Here is a 15,344-nt window from a genome sequence, read left to right as displayed (position 1 = left end):
ACGGAAGGCACTTCAATCGAAATCCGTCTCGAACGTACTGAATTTGTCCACTTGGTATTTGACGATGATTCCTTCATCGGAGTTATTTGGATAGACGATCAAATATCCGGCATTGTCGATGGTAAGAAAACAACTCAGTGCTGCTGGCCGGAATATGTGAGCGGGAATCGAGCCGTGTGAATCTTCGCCATATTTCTCACCAATTTTTGGAAGCGTCCAAATAGCTAACTCAAGGCATAGTTCACGCGTGCTGCTATCGCTGAAAACACCCTCCGGCTCCTGGCCATAAGCGAAGGGCGCAGACAGCATGATGAGTGCTGAAATCACGAACCTGGGGGAGGATCTAATCAAGTGTCCCCCCGCGGAAACAGAATGTCCCCGATTGCCCTTTGGCTGGCTCGGTGCATGGACATGGCCTTTCCGTCAATTACTAAATCACAGGACATGGATTCTTCGTTCCATTTCGGCGTGATATGGATCACCTTCAGGATGGCGTTGCTGCGCATGGGCCTGACTTCGATTGTTTGCCCAGAGATAGACACAGCCGTTACGCGACTTCCCCGGCTAAAGGTCACTGTCCGGTAATCGACGTGCTTCACTTCGCAATCGTCATTGCTAGACAATCTGTTGAATGACTGAACGTCAGATTCAATGACAGCAACCAACGTCTTGAATGCCGCATCGACAGTGCAGGCGTACCGTGCCTTCACCCACTCCCGTTCGCGTTCGATTCTCTCGCCGTCGGTCATTTTCTTGCTCCCGAGTCCAGCCCATTGTGGGCGATCAGGTCGGCGTACTTCAGCCGCTTGCCAACGCCGCCGGTCGTGACGGCCGCCATGATCTCGATGGTGTCACGCTCCCGCAGATTGTGGCGCGTGGAGAATTCGTCGATGTACCGCTGCAGGTGCTTCGGGGACATCTTGTGGAACGTCCCCTTGTGCGCTCGCTTGAACATGCTCCAGACGGATTCCATTTCGTTGGTGTGGACTTGGCCCCGGACGTACTCGGATACCGAGTGCTTGACTGTTTCGTGGTCGTACCACGCTTCCAGAATGTCGTAGATCGGTGCGTCGTCCGTGTAGACCTTGGAACCGGGCTTGGTGTTGACTGCGACGAAGCCGGGAACGTTCCGATAGTCGGTAGCCGGAACGTGGCGGGCGCGGACTTCATTGGTCTTCCGATCCTTCACGCCAACGACCGCGGCCTTGTCGGAACCGCCCCGGCCAGTGCCAGCCAGTTCCTTCCGCTTCCGGTTGCTCATGTTCTTTCGGATACCGCCAACATACATCTCGTCGGCTTCCACGGGGCCGCTGAATTCGGTTCCGTCTTCGGTCAGCGCGGTGCGGAGCCGGTGCGCGAGGAACCATGCGCTCCGCTGGTTGATGTTCATGTCGCGGTGCAACTTCATGCTGGATACCGACGTCAACGACGTGGACAGCAGGTAGGTGGCGATCATCCAAGTCTGGAAACCGAGCTTGGAACCTTCCATGACCGTGCCGGTCTTCGCACTGAACCGCTTGGCGCATTCCTTCTCGCGGCAGCGGTAGGGCATGGTCTTGTGCTTTGCGCCGGTCTGAACGTTCATGGAGCCACAATGCGGGCAGGCAATCTCTTTAGGCCAACGCCGCTTGATGAACCATGCTTCGGCGGTCGCGTCGTCCGGGAAACGCTTGAAAATCTGTACCAGTGAAATGCCTTTGCGGCGGGACTTTCCGGGTGATTTGCGGGCCATCTGTCGGTCTCTCCTAACTGGCCCGATCTTACAGGAAAGTGCCGAGCAAGTCAGGCGTTCGGCACTTTCCTACGTAATCCCCTAACCTCCAGGAACCAAGTCAAGTCCCACTGGCCGGCGTCAACCGTGCCGATCGGCATCGCTGCCGGAAGGCTGGCAACGTGCAAGGGGCCACACGCACGCTCATGTCTGACCGGTCCCGGTAGGGCCACCGGCCCCGAACCTTGCCATTTCGGCGATGGGATCGCGCCGGGGATGCCTCGCCCGACGGCAGGACTGCTCAGTCCGAAGGGCCGGCCCGCAGCTCGTCGTGCAGCGCGCGGGCCGAGCGGACCAGCTCTTCCAGCTCCTCCCCGCGGCCGTTCCCGATCATCTCGTTCCGCAAAGCGGTCGCCAGGATGTGCGTGTACCGGAAGATCCGGTCGACCTGCCGAGCCAGCCGGTCGTCGGCACCGGCCACGACTGGCCCCGCCCCGACCGCGGCGATGGCGGCCGTGCGCACCAGTTCGGGGGCCGTCATGCCCCGCATCACGGCGAACGTCTCAATCCGGTCCCAGTCATGGTCGGTAAAACGGATGGTGCGCGGCAGCCGTTGCCCGCCCCTGTTGCCCGCCGTGCCCGCGGGTCGTGCCGGTCTCTGCTCCATCAACTCCCTCCCGGGCATGCGGTTACGCGTGGGCGGGCGGCAGGTTCACACAGGAAACCCTGAACCGCCGCCGACGGTCCTCACAGCCCAAGGTCAGGCTCCTGACCCCGGCTGCGCTCCCGATCGGCCGACTCCCGTTCCGTGGTCCGCGAACCGGACCCGGTCCGCGGCCCGGCGGCAATGCCCGCCGTGCGTTCCTCCGACGCCGTGTCGCGCGTGTGGGCAGCGTCCGCCGGCCGGTCCCGCGCCTCCCGCGGCATCTCCCCGATACCTTCGAGCGCCGCGATGCGCTCGCCCGTGGCCGCCTGGAGCTGCGCGCACAGCCCGCCCGCGTCGTCGGTGACCAGCTCCGCACGGTCCCGGGCGCGACTGATCTCGACGTAGAAGCCCTTCTGCGTCGTCAGGTGCGGGTGCCGGGCCTCCATCGCGGCGATCACGTTGTCGACGGTGCGTCCCTGAAAGGCGTGCGCGGTCGACGCCCAGGCGTGGTCGAGATGCCGCAGTTGCGGGTCGCCGTCACCCATGACCAGGTTACGGCCATCCTCCAGGCGGAACGCGACGCGCCCGTTGCCGACGGCGAGCACCTCGGCGGTGCGGCTGTTGACCACCCCGAGGCCCGCGTCGTTCCGCGTCCAGCGGATGCGATCACCCGCGCGGAGCTCGATCCCCTCCGCCCGGTATACTTCCGTGCCGCCCTTCCGGCCGCCGATCTGCGCCGGCTTCCAGGCGACGGTCCCGCCCCTGCCGTCGTCGATCAGCACGGCACGGCGGGCGTGATCGACGCCCGAGACGCGGCGCTCGTCGCCCTTCGCCACGCCGATCCGCTGGTAGTCCCGGTAGAAGGCGACCACGTCACCCTTCGCGTAGTTCCCGGCGAGTGCCTTCTCGGCCTGCGTGTACCCCTTCGAGACCAGCCGCTCGACCCCGACGGCCGGACCGTGCAGGCGGCCCTCGCGCGCGAGTTCGTCACGGATATGGCCGTTGATCTTCAGACGGAGCTCGTGACTCGGGGCCATGACGCCGGTCCGTTCCCGCGCCTCCGGCGTGAGCGCCAGCCAACGTTCGGCCACGGTGCCCGCGATGTCGCGGGATCCGGTTTCCGTGACGTTGGCGCCGAGCCTGTCGAAGGCGCGGCGGATCTCGCCCCGGAGGCTCGCCTCCACCGCTTCCTTCAGCGCCGGGTCGCGCTGGCGGAGGATCTCGTCCATCACCGCTGTCGGCATGCCGGCCGCCTGGAGCTGGGCGAAGGGCTTCCCGGCATCCACGGCGTCGAGCTGTTTCGCGTCGCCCACCAGAACCACCCGCGGGATGCGGAGCTCGTCCGCGATCCGGAGCAGATCCCCGGCCTGCACGGTGGAGGCCAGCGAGCCTTCGTCCACGACGAGGATGGTTTTCGCGAAGGCGGCCCGTAGCGCGCGCACACTGCGTCTCGTGACGCGCCCCGCGGCGACGCCGGCGTTTCGGGCCAGGAACCCCTGTAGCGTCTGCGACCCGATCCCGGCCTCCGCGGCGAGCGTCTGCACCGCCGACGCCGAGGGTGCCAGGCCCACCATGCGCCATCCCTTCTTCTCCGCGAGGGTGCGCGCCCGGTCGAGCATGGTCGTCTTGCCCGTCCCGGCGTAGCCTTGGACCCCCACCACGCGATCCCTCGCCGACAGGATCAGCTGCACGGCATCCCTTTGCCCCGCCGTGAGCGGTCCCCGACGGAGGTGCCCCCGGACGACCCAGCTCCGCATCGGGGCCTTCCCGCGGGCCTCGCCCGCGCGCATCAGGGCGATTGTCTCGCGTTCTTCGCCCACCGTGCGGTCGGTGGCCAGCGAGTCCCGGGCACCCGGCAGGTGCACCGCGTGCAGCGTGCCGTCCGCCTCCCGCGCTGCCACCTCCCGCTCCACGGCCTCGATGGTGAGCGTACCGGGCGCAACCGACAGCGCCGCGGCGAGGAGCGCGGTGCGCCGGAACACGGCGTCGCGCTCCGAGAGGTGGTCGAGTGCCCAAGTCACCGCCTCCGCGGCCACCGCATGCCCGGGGACATGCCCAACGCCAGTTGCCCTGGCATCCCCCGGCGCCGGTGCATTTGCCGGCCCGTCACCCCCCGGTGCAGTCCCTTTCGACCCACCGACGACCGCAACCTCGGGTGCAGTCCGGGCATCCGCGAGCGATTCCCCCGCCCGGTCTAGTGGAGGCGTGGCTGCGCCTGCTCCGCCCTCCGCCGCCAGCGCTCCCGCGTCGAGGCCGAGGTCGACGGCCTGCCGCTGCCAGATGTCGCGGAGTTCGCCGCGGTCGACCTCGCGTTTGGTCGCGCGCGTCATCAGCGCCGCGCGCTCGGCGTGGCGGGGATTGTCCGCCGGGGCGCCGAGCCCGCGCTCCGCCACCGCCGCCTCGATCTCCTGACGCCGCGTCGAGAACGCCTCCACGACCTCGCGCGAGACGCCCGCGATCTCGAAGCGCCCGTCCGCGTGGGTCTTCTCGATGCCGTATCCGAGCCGCGCAAGCCCGGCCGCGAGCTCGCTGCGGTAGAGCGCGCCGAGCAGCATCTTCGACTCGTAGAGCTTCTCGTTCGCCATCGAGCGCCACTTGCCGTCCTCGCCCTGGACCATGTTGGCGATCACGGCGTGCGTGTGCAGCTGGGGATCGAGGTTGCGCGACGTGTCGTGGCGGAAGGCCGCGACCACGGTCTTCTGGCCGCCCGTCCGCACCATGCGGCCGGTCTCCGGGTCCTGCACCCGGGCCTCAACGGCGTTCTTCTCCACCCAGGCGAGCGTGGCCTTCACCGCCCGGTCGTGGACGTCGACGATGCGCGCGTCGCCGCCTACGAGCGCCGCGATCGAGACCGACTTCGGCGCCGAGAACGTGAGATCGCGGCCGGGCCGGTGCGTGATCTCGCCGTCCGGGCCGCGCCTGCCGAGCTCGGTCCCGGACCCGTCCGGGACCTTGCCCTCGAGGATCGCGCGGAAGGTGTCGGAGTCGACCGGACCGTTGAGCCCCAGCGCCTCCGCACCCTTGCCGAACCAGGCGCTGGCCTCCCGGTGCTCGGGATCGTCCTTTGTGTAGTAGCCGTCCTGCTCGTAGTAGCTCGCCCCCTGCGCGGCCGAGGCGATGGCGCCGATCGAGAGCACGTCAGGCCCAGTCGTCCGTCCCGGGCGGCGGGATGGCCCCGTCGCGCGGCGCGCCTGTCTCGCGAGGCGTTGGCTGGATCGCCGGCGGGGCGGTCTTCTCGCGCCCGGTTTCCGGAGCCGTTGCAAGTCCGGCGGGCTCGCACGCCGCGCCGTTGCCGTCATCCGCAGGCGTGGTGTCGGTTCCGGCAACAGGCTCCGCAGGGCTGCATTCGGGCCAGCTGGTGTCCGGCTCATTCGGCCATGGCAGGGCGTCGGCCCCGTCGCGGGGCGGGGCGGCCGGCGGCCCGGGGACGGGGCTGTCGCCCGTACCGGGTGCCGGTTCACGGTCCTCGCGCGGCACGAAGCGGGGCGCCAGTGCCGGGCGCCCGACCGGCCTCAGCACGATCGACGCCACCGGGTACGGCCCCGGGAACTTCAGGTATCCGTGGAGGTTCGGGAGGCGCATGATGTCGGCGGGGAGTGCGAGCGCGCGGAGTTCCCGCCGCGGGGTGAGCGACACCCCGTCGCGGATCGTGTTGGCGCCGTAGCTGACGTTCTCGGCGACCTCCTCGACCTCGCTGCGCCCCAGGCTGTCGGCCGACCACTGTGCGGTGTCGCGGTCGGGCGCGGCGAGCACGACGCGGGTGCCGCAGAGCCCCGAGATCGTCTCCGCGCCGTTCCGCCCGTAGAGGTCGCGGAGCGCGGCGGCCACCTGCACGCCGAGCACGAAGCAACCCCCGAACTGCCGGCTCTCGGCGAGGCCCGGCTGGAGCGAGGGGACCTGGTGGAGGGTCGGGAGCTCGTCGAGGATCACCCAGATGCGCCGGTCCCCGGCCTGGTCGAGCGAGAGCATCGCGTTGACGGCGATCTCGAGCCACGTCGAGATCAGGCCCCGAAGGCTCGCGTGCTGGTCGCCGCGCGAGGTCAGGAACAGGAACCCGTCCCCGTCCTCCCTGGACACCCACTCCCGGATCGAGAACGGCTCGCCCTCGTCGGGCAGGAACTCGAGCGCGCTCACGTTCGCGGTCAGCATCGCGCGTACGCTGAGCGCGGTCCTCGGGTTGTCGGGGTCGACGATCGACTGCGCGACCGTCCCCTCCATCGCCCGGGCGAGCGCCGTGAGGTCGGCCTTCAGGAGGTGGTCGACGAGCACCCGGTTCTCGGTGACGCCCTTCTGCGCCAGTACCGCGGCGCCGTGCGCGAAGAGCTGCCGGGCGGCCGTCACCCAGAACGGGTCGGCGCTGTCGCGCGGGTGCGGGATGAGCGCGGCCGCCATCATGTCGAAGTCGCGGGGATTGCGGGCTTCCAGGAACGGCGACCAGCGGGGGGCCCGGGCGTCGAGCGGGTTGAGGAGCACGTCGCGGGCGGGATCGAAGAACGTGCGCGTGTAGCTCCCCATCTTGTCGTAGAGGACGCAGCGCTCGCCGCGGCTGCGGATCTGCGCCACGAGGTCGGAGATCAGCACGGTCTTGCCCGAGCCGGTGGTGCCGGAGACGATCGTGTGCTGGGTCTCGCTCCGGGGCGGGAACGGGATCCCCGCGATCCGGTAGGCCCGGGTCCGCTCGATGCCCGGCAGGCACTCCAGCAGGCGCCGGCGGTACGGCCGGATCCTACGGCGGAGCTGCGCTGCGGTCACCAGCTCGGCGCCCCGCACGCGGTGCCGGCGCCCGAGCCGGACGCCGCGGTACCAGAACCAGGCGAGGAACAGCGCGATCGCCCCGGCCCCCGCCTGCCCGCCCCGCCACGCGCTCCGGAACACCTCGTCGCGGATCCGCTCGCGGATGCGCGCCGCCGGGACCGACGACGCGATCGTTCGGATCGAGAGGACCCGCCGGACGCCATCGCGGTCGCGGACGACCTGGCCGGAGTCGGGCTGGTAACCGATCGCGAGCTTGGCCTCGGCGAGGGTCAGCAGGCCGGCGGCGTACCAGTCGTAGCCCGTGGTCGTGTGCCAGAGGTTCCACGCCGGCACCGCGACCACCGTGACGGCTGCGAGCATCATCCCCGCCTGCAGGAGCTGGCCCCACATGCGGATGCCATGGAAGACGGTCTGGCCACCCCGGAGCGTGCTCCCGCCGATGCCGCGCATCGCGCGCCCTCAAGATCGCAGCGGCCCGGTCAGGCCCAGTCGACGCTGTCGGTCACGGGTTTCGGGGCGGCCGCGGCGACGGCGGCCCCCGCCTGCTGTTCAGGTACGCGCTCGGATCCCGTGGACAGCACATTCACCATGCCTTGGGGGCCGGCGACGATGATCTCGGTCGCCTGCCTCGGCGTGTCCTGCCGGTCCGTGTACTCGCGGACCGTGAGGCGGCCCTCGACGAGGACCGCGGCCCCCTTGCGGACCCGCTCCTCCACCACGCCGACCTGTCCCCCGAACACGATGATGCGGTGCCACTCGGTCCGCTCCTGGAGTTCCCCGGCCCGGTCCTTCCACCGTTCCGTGGTGGCGAGGCTGAACCGGGCGGCCCGGTCGCCGGACGCGCCGGTGTGCAGTTCGGGATCGCGCCCGACATGGCCGAGCAGGGTCACGCGGTTGACGTTCAGCATCAGGACACTCCTTCGGGGTGCGGCTGCCGGCCCGCTGCCGGCGGCAGGGGTTCCATCGCGGGTCCTCGTGCGTATACTGCGCGGTCATGCACAGAGTACGGACAAAGAGAGATAATCCGCGCATACGCCACACGTGGCGCGAACGCGCGTTTGTGTTCGGCGGGATCGCGGGCGCGGGCGCGGCGACGGCACTCGGCGCGCCCGTCGGGGCGGGGGAGGACATCCTCGCGCCGGTCTGGCTCGGAGCGTTCGCCTGGACGGTCCTGGCCAGCATCGCCCATGTGCTGTGGCGGGGTCTCCGCCGCGGCGACTGGTCGGCGTTCCGTGAATTCGAGCCACCCGGCGTGGACCACGACACGTTCGACTGGAGCACACGCACCGGTGCCTACACCTACATGCGGCTTGCCGAACAGGACGAGCAGCTGATGCGCGGGAACCCGTACTAGCGTCACCCTCACGGTCCGCCCCAATCCGGCCCCGATCGGCGCTCCGCCGGATTCTCTTCCGCCTGTTGCTCCGCCGCATCCGGCGCGCTGTTCCTGGCCGTGCCGTAGAGCTTGCCCGCCAGCCACTCGCCGACGAACGGCACCCCTTCAGTCGCATGCTCGCGGAGCGGACGCACGTTCTCCATTGCGATCGCGGCGCGTCCGGCGCCGATGTCGCTTCGCACGGACCCGTCGCGAGTTTGGCGGTCCGCCTCGCGGGCGGCGAGCTCCGCCTCGACGTCACCGCGGCCGGCGGCGGCACTGTCGGTCGCAACGCCCGGACCAGGTGCCCCGGCGCCCACCGCACGCGCGCGGACACCCTCCGCCCAGCCGGCATGCGCCGTCCCGGCCGCCGGCCCGTGGGCCTGCTCGAAGTCTTCCCGCGCTGCCTCGAACCCCGACCGGCCAGCGACGGACGCAGGATCGGGCCCGGGTGGCGCGGGGAACCGCGCGGCGATGAAGGCGGCGGCATGTTCGCGGAGCGCCTCGGCGTCCTCAGGGGTCTGGGGCGAGGCGAGGCGCATGGCCCCGCCCGCCCCGATCGGCCGGCCGTCGGTGCCCTCGCGTCCGGCGAGCCAGGCGAAGAACGGCTGCCCGAGCTCGCGCTCGATCGACTGCGCGTCCGAACGCACCGCGGCTGCCTGCTCCGACCACTGCTCCGATTCCCCGTAGCTCAGCGCCGCGCGGTCCTCGAAGCGCTGCATCCGGGTGAGGTTGGCGCCGAGGCTCTCCTCCAGGCTCGCGAGCTCGCTGTCGCCCGTCGAGGTCGAGTAGCGCCTGGACGCCTCCTGGACCCGCGACCAGAGATCGGTCACACCGTGCTGGCGGTCGTACTCCTGCATGCGGTTCCAGGCGTCATGCTCGACCGTCTGCCCCCGCCACGTGGCGGAACCGCGGGCACCGAGGCGAAGGAACCCGGGCAGGCCCCCGCCCAGCGAGGCCTCCCCGGTCAGGGTCATCGTCTGGTCCTTCGAGAGGTTCCCCAACTCGGCCAGCTTCTCGACGTGCGACGCCAGTTCGCGGACTTCCGCGCTTTCGCTCCCGGCGACCCCGTGACTGTGCGCGGTGCCGGTGCTCACGTCGTGCGAGTACCGCTCCACCAATTGCGTGGCGTCGGTGGCCGCAGCCGTACGCGCCGTGGCCGCCTGCACGTCCCAGTTCCGGCCCATCGACCGGGCCTCGGCCGAGCGTTCCTCGTGCGAGACGGCGAGCGATTCCGAGAGGCGCACCCCCGCCGCCGGCACCCGGCTCGTGGCGCTCCCCATGTCCGCCACCGCGGTACCGTCCGGCGTCACCGTGAAGCCCGCACCCGCCGGCGCGTAGCCCGTGTACCGGTCGGTGTCGACGTGCGCCGAAGTCCGGAGCTGGCGGCCCTCCTGGCTCGCGAACCGGTGCGTGTCCCACTGCGTGTTGGCGAGCGAGAGGTTGCCGGTCGTGCCCTCGTGCGCGGCCGACGTTGCGGCGTCCTGGCCGACCGCGAGCACCGAGGTCGCGAGCACGGTGGCCTTGGAGAGCCCGTAGGCCAGCGCCGCCGCCAGGAACGGCACCGACATCGAGAGGTACCCGCTCATGACCGCGACGTCGGCTGCAACGGCGCGGATCCCGGCCTGCGCCACCAGCGAGATCCCCACGTCGCCGTCCGGCATGAGTGCCGCCGCCTGCATCCGCTCGGCCGCCTCCCCCATGCTGATCCGGTGCAGGATCGCGTAGAGCGGCCCCCAGCTCTGGAGCCAGATCAGACCCGTCACGTAACTCCGGAAGATCGTGACCCCCGCAGGGGTCAACATCAGGAGCACCGCCAGCGGGAAGGCGCCCACGTAGAGGCACTCGAAGACGATCCGCAAGAGCGGCACCCAGGTCTCGGCCTGCCTGCCGATCGCCCGGTACGCCGCAGCCGTCTGCGCCTCCGCGCGGGCCTCCGTGTAGGTCTGGAGAGCGGCCGCATTGCCGGCCTCCGCCGCCCACTGCTCGCCCGCGTCGTGGACGGCGTTGAGGACCATCTGCTGGCGGAGGATCTCGGCGGCCGAGCGCGAGGCGCCGATCAGGAAGTCGTGTGCCGCGGGGAGCGCCGCCAGCAGTTCGGCCCGCGCCAGCGCCTGGGTACTCGCGTCCGGGAAGATGCGCCGCCCGAACAGCGTGCCGGCGCGCGCGATCTCTGCGGCCCAGGCGGCGTTCAGGCGCCCGGCGCCGTCCCGGCAGGTGACGATCTCCCTGTCGACGGGCGTGGCGCCGGTGGCGCCCGCCGGCTGGCGCGTCGCGAACTCGAACATCCGCGCGGGCGACGCCCCTGCCGACGGCGAGCCCCCGGCGGTGACCAGGGCCCAGATGTCCGTCGATTCGCGCAGGTCGTCGGCCGAGATGTGGCCAAGGAGCAGCGCGTGAAAGACGCACTGGCGCGTGAAGTTCCGGAGGTTCCGGGCGAACACCGCGTCGGTCACCTCGAGCCGGGTCGCGGTGGCGGCGAGGCGGGCGCCGAAGATCAGCCCGTGGCGGCGGTAGGCGAGGTCGTTCGGGAGGGTGAACGCCTGCTCGGTGAGCCGCGTGAGCCCGTCGCCCACCTGCGACGTGACCGAGGCGAACAGCGCCAATCCGATCGGCACGTTGGCGACGACCGCCGGCGCCAGCGCCGGGTCCAGCCGGTCCACCACCCTGACCGTCGCCTTCGGCACGATCATGGCGCCCCAGACGGTGACGAAGAGGAGGATCCACTTGGCGTTGTCGCGCCAGCTCCCGCCGAACGCCGTGCGGAATACGACCCAGGCGACCCCGCCCGCGCCCGCGAGCTGCGCGAGCGTCACGTACGCACCGCCCGACGTGATCGCGGCGACCGCGTTGAGCAAGTCGACGAGATACGGCCCGCCGCCGAGGGTGAAGAGCTCGTACATATAGAAGGTGTCAGCGGGAGCCCGCCCCGGCGCCGCCGCGGGCAAACGCGAGCGCCGCGCGGAGGTCGGCCGAGAGGGCGCCCGCGAGCTCGGTTTCGATCAGGCGGAGCTTCTCCACGACGGCGAGCGCGGTGTTGAACCGCTCGAGCCCCTCGTGGCGGTGGCGGGCGAGTGCCGTGCGGTTGGCGCGGAGCCCCGCGCGCCAGCGCCGGAGCTGGTCGCCGTCGGCGATGTCGAGGGTGCCGGCGCGCTCCTCGACGGTGCGGTGAAGATCGGCGATCCAGACCTGGAGGAGGTCGAGTGCGACCGCCTCGGCGAGCGCGTCGATCTCCTGGTCGACGACCGCGCCCCGATACGCGGCCGCCGCGTTGGCGACCCGGTAGACGGGTAACGTCGTGAGGTTGACCAAGCCAAGCGCGGCCGCGGGCGGCGCGGTGTCGGTGCGCACGGCCGCGACCAGGTCGCGGAGCAGCGACGCGACGCGCGCGCGGAATCCCCGGTCGGCCGGCACCGTGACACTGCCCTGCGTCGGGTTGAGGCACCGGGCCGTCGTGTCGCAGCGGTAGACGGGGAGGTCGCCGCCGCCTTCCATCAGAACCTCGGTAACCCTGCGGTCGAGCGCCAGCGGCTCCAGGACCCGGACGCGCGGGCCGGAGGTGTCGCTGTCGGCCGTGGGCGCCGTCACGATCACGGTGCCGGAGACGGACATCGCGAACTCCGCGAGCTGCGTGTCCCCTGCCAGGAACGACGACGACTGCACCGTCTTCCAAGCGTAGTTGACGTTGACCGGCACCTGCTCCGCCATCTCGCCTGAGGCCGCGGCCAGGGTCGAGTGGCGCTGGCCGTCGGCGCCGCACCCGTGGCGCGCCGCGGCGTAGTCCGAGAAGATCCCCTGCGACGTGCCGACCGCGGCGCAGATCGCGGCCGAGGCCCGGTCGTTCCTGGACCACACGGCCCCCACCAGCGCCTGCGCCGTCTCGCAGGAGTTGACGTTCCGGTTGTTGGCCCACTGCGCGAGCGCGCGGAGCTTGGACATCGTCTCGGCGATGACGGGCGAGATGGTCTCGAGAGCGAGTTCAAAGGCGAAGCCGGCCGCGTTCTGCGCGATCGCCCGCGCGAACGCCACCAGCTGGTCGGAATCGATGAACGAGAACGCCCCGGCAAACGCGTCGATGCCGCCGCACCCCGCCCGGAACGACGGCAGGTTCACGGTCGCAATCGGCTCGGCGCGCACCGGGGAGCGGAGGTAGAGGTTGCCGAGCGTCCAATGCCCGGAGGCCTGCCCCTCGAAGGCGGTGGGCCCGGTGGTGTTGACGGCGGCGCCCTGCCAGAAGCGGTTCATCTCCGAGAGCACGTCGGCCGCGGCCGGCGGCGCGCACGCGAGCCAACACGCGCATGCGGTGATGGCGGCGCGGAGGCCCCGCGGAGCCTGATCAATAGTCATGGCCGGCCTCCAGGGACGTGAGCGCGAAGATCCGTTCCGCGAGCTGGTCCTCGGCCAGGACGCCGAAACCGACGGGAAGCACCTGCTGCGTCGTGGAATCGAAGAGCACGACCGCGGGCAGCGGGGAGCCCGCGAACCCGAGCCTCTCGGCGCGCCCGTCGTCGGGCATGGCCTCGGGCCAGCCCTCGAGCGCCTCCCCGGTCATCGAGACCGCGAGCACGTCGAGGCCGTGCCGGAGCGCGAACGCGCGGAGCAGCGGCCCGAACACCCGGCACGCGGCGCAGGCGGGATCGCCCAGGTAGATGAGCCCGTAGCGCTCACCCAGTCGCGCGAGTGCTGCGTCCCGGGCAGCCCTGCGCTCGTCCGACCAGAGCTGTTTCGCGAGCGCGCCCACCGGGCGCTGGAGCGTGTAGTCGAGGTCCGGTGTCGCCCAGACGGTGCGCCGGAAGCTGTCGGAAAACGCCGCCGATCTCTGCAGCGCCGCCTGCTGGAGGCGCAGGTATGCGGTAACGTGCGCCGGCGACGGATCGAGGATCGCCGTGGCGCGCGCCTCCTCGAGCTCGCGGCGCATCTCCAGGATGCGCGCGTGCGCGGACGACGGCGCCACCTCCGGCGGGATCACGGAAGGAGCCTCGTCGGGAGCGTCGTCCCGGTCGCAGTAGAAGTGCCAGCCGAGCCCCTCCCCACACCAGGCGCGCCACTCCCCGGAGTCGGCCGGGGGAGCAGCCAGCGCAATGAGCAGCACGCCTGGCGCCAAGCGGAGGAGGGTCCCCACCTCAGTTCCCCTGCTGGTAGAACGAGCGGATCCGGTCCCGCAGGAGCGTTTGCGTGGGGCTGGTCTCCGGGAGATCGACCGACGGCTCGGTCGCGCCGTCGAGCAGGTCGCTGGTGAACTCGCTCAGGTCCAGCGCGTCGAAGTCGACGCTCTGGATCTCCGCCACGGTCAGGCCGCGGCAGCTCCCCCAGCCGATTCCGAGCTGGCGGCGGCCCTGCTGCTGGAAGATGCGCCCGAGCTTCGAGCCGAAGACGCACCACGCCCGGTCGCGACGGATGCAGACCCCGAGGACGCGCCTGGCGCAGTACTGCCCGAGGTAGTGCGTGTGGCCCTGGTTGCGTTCCCGGGCGAGCTCGACCTCCCCGGGGCTGCAGTTGCCCAGTCCCACCAGCAGCCCGGAGTTCCGGCAGCAGTTGGCGAGCCCGCCCCAGCGGATGGTGCAGGCGCGGCGCTGACCGGTGAAGAAGCGAAGGCTGCCCCGGTCGAACTCGTCCCCGCCGAGTTCCATCACCATGTTGAGTTTCGTCGCGGCCTCCACGAACCCGTCGCCCGCCTCGGGCTCGACGGTCTCGCAGCCGCCGCCGACGCAGTAGCGGACGGACCCGCAGGCGCCGCCCGTCTCTGCGGCCTGCACCGTCGCGTCGCAGTCCTGGACGCTGCCCGAGGCCAGTCCGTCCGCCCGGTGCGCCGCGGCCTGCGGCGTGGCGGCGATGCGCTCCGAGCGGACCACCTCGGGGTCGCTGGCGGGCACCTGCGCGGGCGGGCGAATGTGGGCGCCCGCCTGCACCGCCCTGCCGGCCGCACCGCCCGGGTCGTCCGGATCGGCAAGCCGGGCCCGGCCCTCGTGCTGGAGCCGGCTCGCACCGATATTGCGCTCCGGCAGGTTCGTGCCGGCATAGCCCGGCACCGCGGCCGTGTTCGACGAATCCCGCGCGACCGAGGCGGCGGCCGCATTGCCCGCCTGACCGATGGCGCGGGCCGCGGCCGTCGGATCCTCGGCCTGGACTGTCCCGGTCCCGGCCAGGGTCACTGCCAACAGGGCCGCGCCCGCGCCGATCCATCGTCTTCTCATCGTTCGGCCCCCCTGAGGATGGACAGGTGTCGCCGCGCGACCGCGCGGCCCGCGTCGCCCTCCGCCGCGACCGCTTCCAGCGCGGCTGCGAGGGAAAGGTTCCCGCTCACGCGGTCGAAGGGCGGCGGTGCGTCCCCCGCACAGCCGGGCTGCCGACAGGACGGCACGCCCCCTGGCACGACGACGACGGCCGGAACCCGCTCAACCCCGAACAGGCGGAAGAGCCTGGGGTCAATGGCGACGCCGACCCTGGCGTCCCCGAGGCGGCCGGCGATTCGCCGGGCAGTCTCGGGGAGGCTTCCCCCGGCCACGCCGCGCAGCACCAGTGGAGCGCCGATCAGGGCCGCGTCTCGCGCCGAGGCGCGCCAGCTCGCGGCCGGCACCGAGAGGCTGGTGAAGAGCAGCACGTCGCCCGTCGCCGCGCCCCGTGCCTGGGCCGTGGCATCGTCCCGCACGGCCGGGAGCGCCGGCTCCAAGACTGTTCGCGACCAGGCGTCGAGCGCTTCACCGCCGACCAGATCAGCAGCCTCCTCCGCGAGTTTCCGTGCGAGATCCGCGTAGCCGGAGTTCGCTTCTGCCGCGGATGCCGAGCTACCGCACACCAGGGTCGCGGCGGCGGCGACAAGCACGGCACCGAGGTGGCGGGCGGACATACCGAACGCG

General features: G+C 71.0%; 13 protein-coding genes. 1 reads left to right on the top strand and 12 read right to left on the bottom strand.

From position 1 onward, the window contains the following. Nucleotides 1–12: 12 nt before the first annotated feature. The 7 genes from OXH60_04695 to ssb form a co-directional block, all read right to left on the bottom strand. Nucleotides 13–327, bottom strand: coding sequence for a hypothetical protein (locus OXH60_04695; protein ID MDE0711418.1), 315 nt, complete (start codon nucleotides 325–327; stop codon nucleotides 13–15). A 20-nt stretch (nucleotides 328–347) separates the two neighbouring features. After that, nucleotides 348–749 carry a hypothetical protein gene (locus tag OXH60_04690; protein MDE0711417.1) on the bottom strand — a complete coding sequence of 134 codons (402 nt, stop codon included), beginning with the start codon at nucleotides 747–749 and terminating at the stop codon, nucleotides 348–350. Continuing rightward, the gene (locus OXH60_04685; GenBank protein ID MDE0711416.1) at nucleotides 746–1,732 is read right to left on the bottom strand and encodes an IS1595 family transposase; all 987 of its coding nucleotides are present in this window, start codon (nucleotides 1,730–1,732) and stop codon (nucleotides 746–748) included. Before OXH60_04685 ends, OXH60_04690 begins: the two co-directional genes overlap by 4 nt. 280 nt (nucleotides 1,733–2,012) lie before the next feature. Beyond that, nucleotides 2,013–2,378, bottom strand: a complete 366-nt coding sequence (locus OXH60_04680) for a hypothetical protein (protein ID MDE0711415.1) — start codon at nucleotides 2,376–2,378, stop codon at nucleotides 2,013–2,015. Nucleotides 2,379–2,458: 80 nt separating this feature from the next. Continuing rightward, a complete protein-coding gene (locus OXH60_04675; GenBank protein MDE0711414.1) occupies nucleotides 2,459–5,494 on the bottom strand; it encodes a conjugative relaxase in 3,036 nt (1,011 codons plus the stop codon). 1 nt (nucleotide 5,495) lies between these two features. Next, nucleotides 5,496–7,502 carry a type IV secretion system DNA-binding domain-containing protein gene (locus OXH60_04670; protein ID MDE0711413.1) on the bottom strand — a complete coding sequence of 669 codons (2,007 nt, stop codon included), beginning with the start codon at nucleotides 7,500–7,502 and terminating at the stop codon, nucleotides 5,496–5,498. 89 nt (nucleotides 7,503–7,591) lie between these two features. Continuing rightward, nucleotides 7,592–8,020 carry a single-stranded DNA-binding protein gene (gene ssb / locus OXH60_04665; protein ID MDE0711412.1) on the bottom strand — a complete coding sequence of 143 codons (429 nt, stop codon included), beginning with the start codon at nucleotides 8,018–8,020 and terminating at the stop codon, nucleotides 7,592–7,594. Between the two features lie 86 nt (nucleotides 8,021–8,106). Here ssb and OXH60_04660 point away from each other — a divergent pair, with 86 nt between their 5' ends. Next, nucleotides 8,107–8,466 carry a hypothetical protein gene (locus OXH60_04660; protein ID MDE0711411.1) on the top strand — a complete coding sequence of 120 codons (360 nt, stop codon included), beginning with the start codon at nucleotides 8,107–8,109 and terminating at the stop codon, nucleotides 8,464–8,466. A gap of 8 nt (nucleotides 8,467–8,474) precedes the next feature. On the opposite strand, the gene OXH60_04655 is transcribed toward OXH60_04660, so the two are convergent. The 5 genes from OXH60_04655 to trbC are packed head-to-tail and all read right to left on the bottom strand — an operon-like array spanning nucleotide 8,475 to nucleotide 15,334. Beyond that, on the bottom strand, nucleotides 8,475–11,390 hold the full coding sequence (locus tag OXH60_04655; protein ID MDE0711410.1) for a conjugal transfer protein TraG N-terminal domain-containing protein: 2,916 nt from the start codon (nucleotides 11,388–11,390) through the stop codon (nucleotides 8,475–8,477). Between the two features lie 10 nt (nucleotides 11,391–11,400). Beyond that, nucleotides 11,401–12,834: a conjugal transfer protein TraH gene (locus tag OXH60_04650; protein ID MDE0711409.1), complete on the bottom strand. Its 1,434-nt coding sequence runs from the start codon at nucleotides 12,832–12,834 to the stop codon at nucleotides 11,401–11,403. Next, nucleotides 12,824–13,609, bottom strand: coding sequence for a conjugal transfer protein TraF (locus OXH60_04645; GenBank protein ID MDE0711408.1), 786 nt, complete (start codon nucleotides 13,607–13,609; stop codon nucleotides 12,824–12,826). The genes OXH60_04650 and OXH60_04645 overlap by 11 nt, the downstream gene beginning before the upstream one ends. A gap of 1 nt (nucleotide 13,610) precedes the next feature. Next, nucleotides 13,611–14,681 carry a conjugal transfer protein TraN gene (traN, locus tag OXH60_04640; protein MDE0711407.1) on the bottom strand — a complete coding sequence of 357 codons (1,071 nt, stop codon included), beginning with the start codon at nucleotides 14,679–14,681 and terminating at the stop codon, nucleotides 13,611–13,613. After that, a complete protein-coding gene (gene trbC, locus OXH60_04635; GenBank protein ID MDE0711406.1) occupies nucleotides 14,678–15,334 on the bottom strand; it encodes a type-F conjugative transfer system pilin assembly protein TrbC in 657 nt (218 codons plus the stop codon). Before trbC ends, traN begins: the two co-directional genes overlap by 4 nt. Between the last annotated feature and the right edge of the window lie 10 nt (nucleotides 15,335–15,344).

Source organism: Rhodospirillales bacterium (genome assembly GCA_028824295.1).
Classification (GTDB): domain Bacteria; phylum Pseudomonadota; class Alphaproteobacteria; order TMED109; family TMED109; genus VXPW01.
The sequence above is the reverse complement of the archived record's forward strand: the minus strand, read 5'-3'. Positions and strand labels throughout refer to the sequence as shown.

What these genes read in the sequence shown, in the direction of transcription:
- OXH60_04690 (MDE0711417.1), bottom strand. Translation starts at nt 749, where the DNA reads ATGACCGACGGCGAGAGAATCGAACGCGAACGGGAGTGGGTGAAGGCA.
- OXH60_04685 (MDE0711416.1), bottom strand. Translation starts at nt 1,732, where the DNA reads ATGGCCCGCAAATCACCCGGAAAGTCCCGCCGCAAAGGCATTTCACTG.
- OXH60_04680 (MDE0711415.1), bottom strand. Translation starts at nt 2,378, where the DNA reads ATGGAGCAGAGACCGGCACGACCCGCGGGCACGGCGGGCAACAGGGGC.
- OXH60_04670 (MDE0711413.1), bottom strand. Translation starts at nt 7,502, where the DNA reads ATGTGGGGCCAGCTCCTGCAGGCGGGGATGATGCTCGCAGCCGTCACG.
- ssb (MDE0711412.1), bottom strand. Translation starts at nt 8,020, where the DNA reads ATGCTGAACGTCAACCGCGTGACCCTGCTCGGCCATGTCGGGCGCGAT.
- OXH60_04660 (MDE0711411.1), top strand. Translation starts at nt 8,107, where the DNA reads ATGCACAGAGTACGGACAAAGAGAGATAATCCGCGCATACGCCACACG.
- OXH60_04655 (MDE0711410.1), bottom strand. Translation starts at nt 11,390, where the DNA reads ATGTACGAGCTCTTCACCCTCGGCGGCGGGCCGTATCTCGTCGACTTG.
- OXH60_04650 (MDE0711409.1), bottom strand. Translation starts at nt 12,834, where the DNA reads ATGACTATTGATCAGGCTCCGCGGGGCCTCCGCGCCGCCATCACCGCA.
- traN (MDE0711407.1), bottom strand. Translation starts at nt 14,681, where the DNA reads ATGAGAAGACGATGGATCGGCGCGGGCGCGGCCCTGTTGGCAGTGACC.
- trbC (MDE0711406.1), bottom strand. Translation starts at nt 15,334, where the DNA reads ATGTCCGCCCGCCACCTCGGTGCCGTGCTTGTCGCCGCCGCCGCGACC.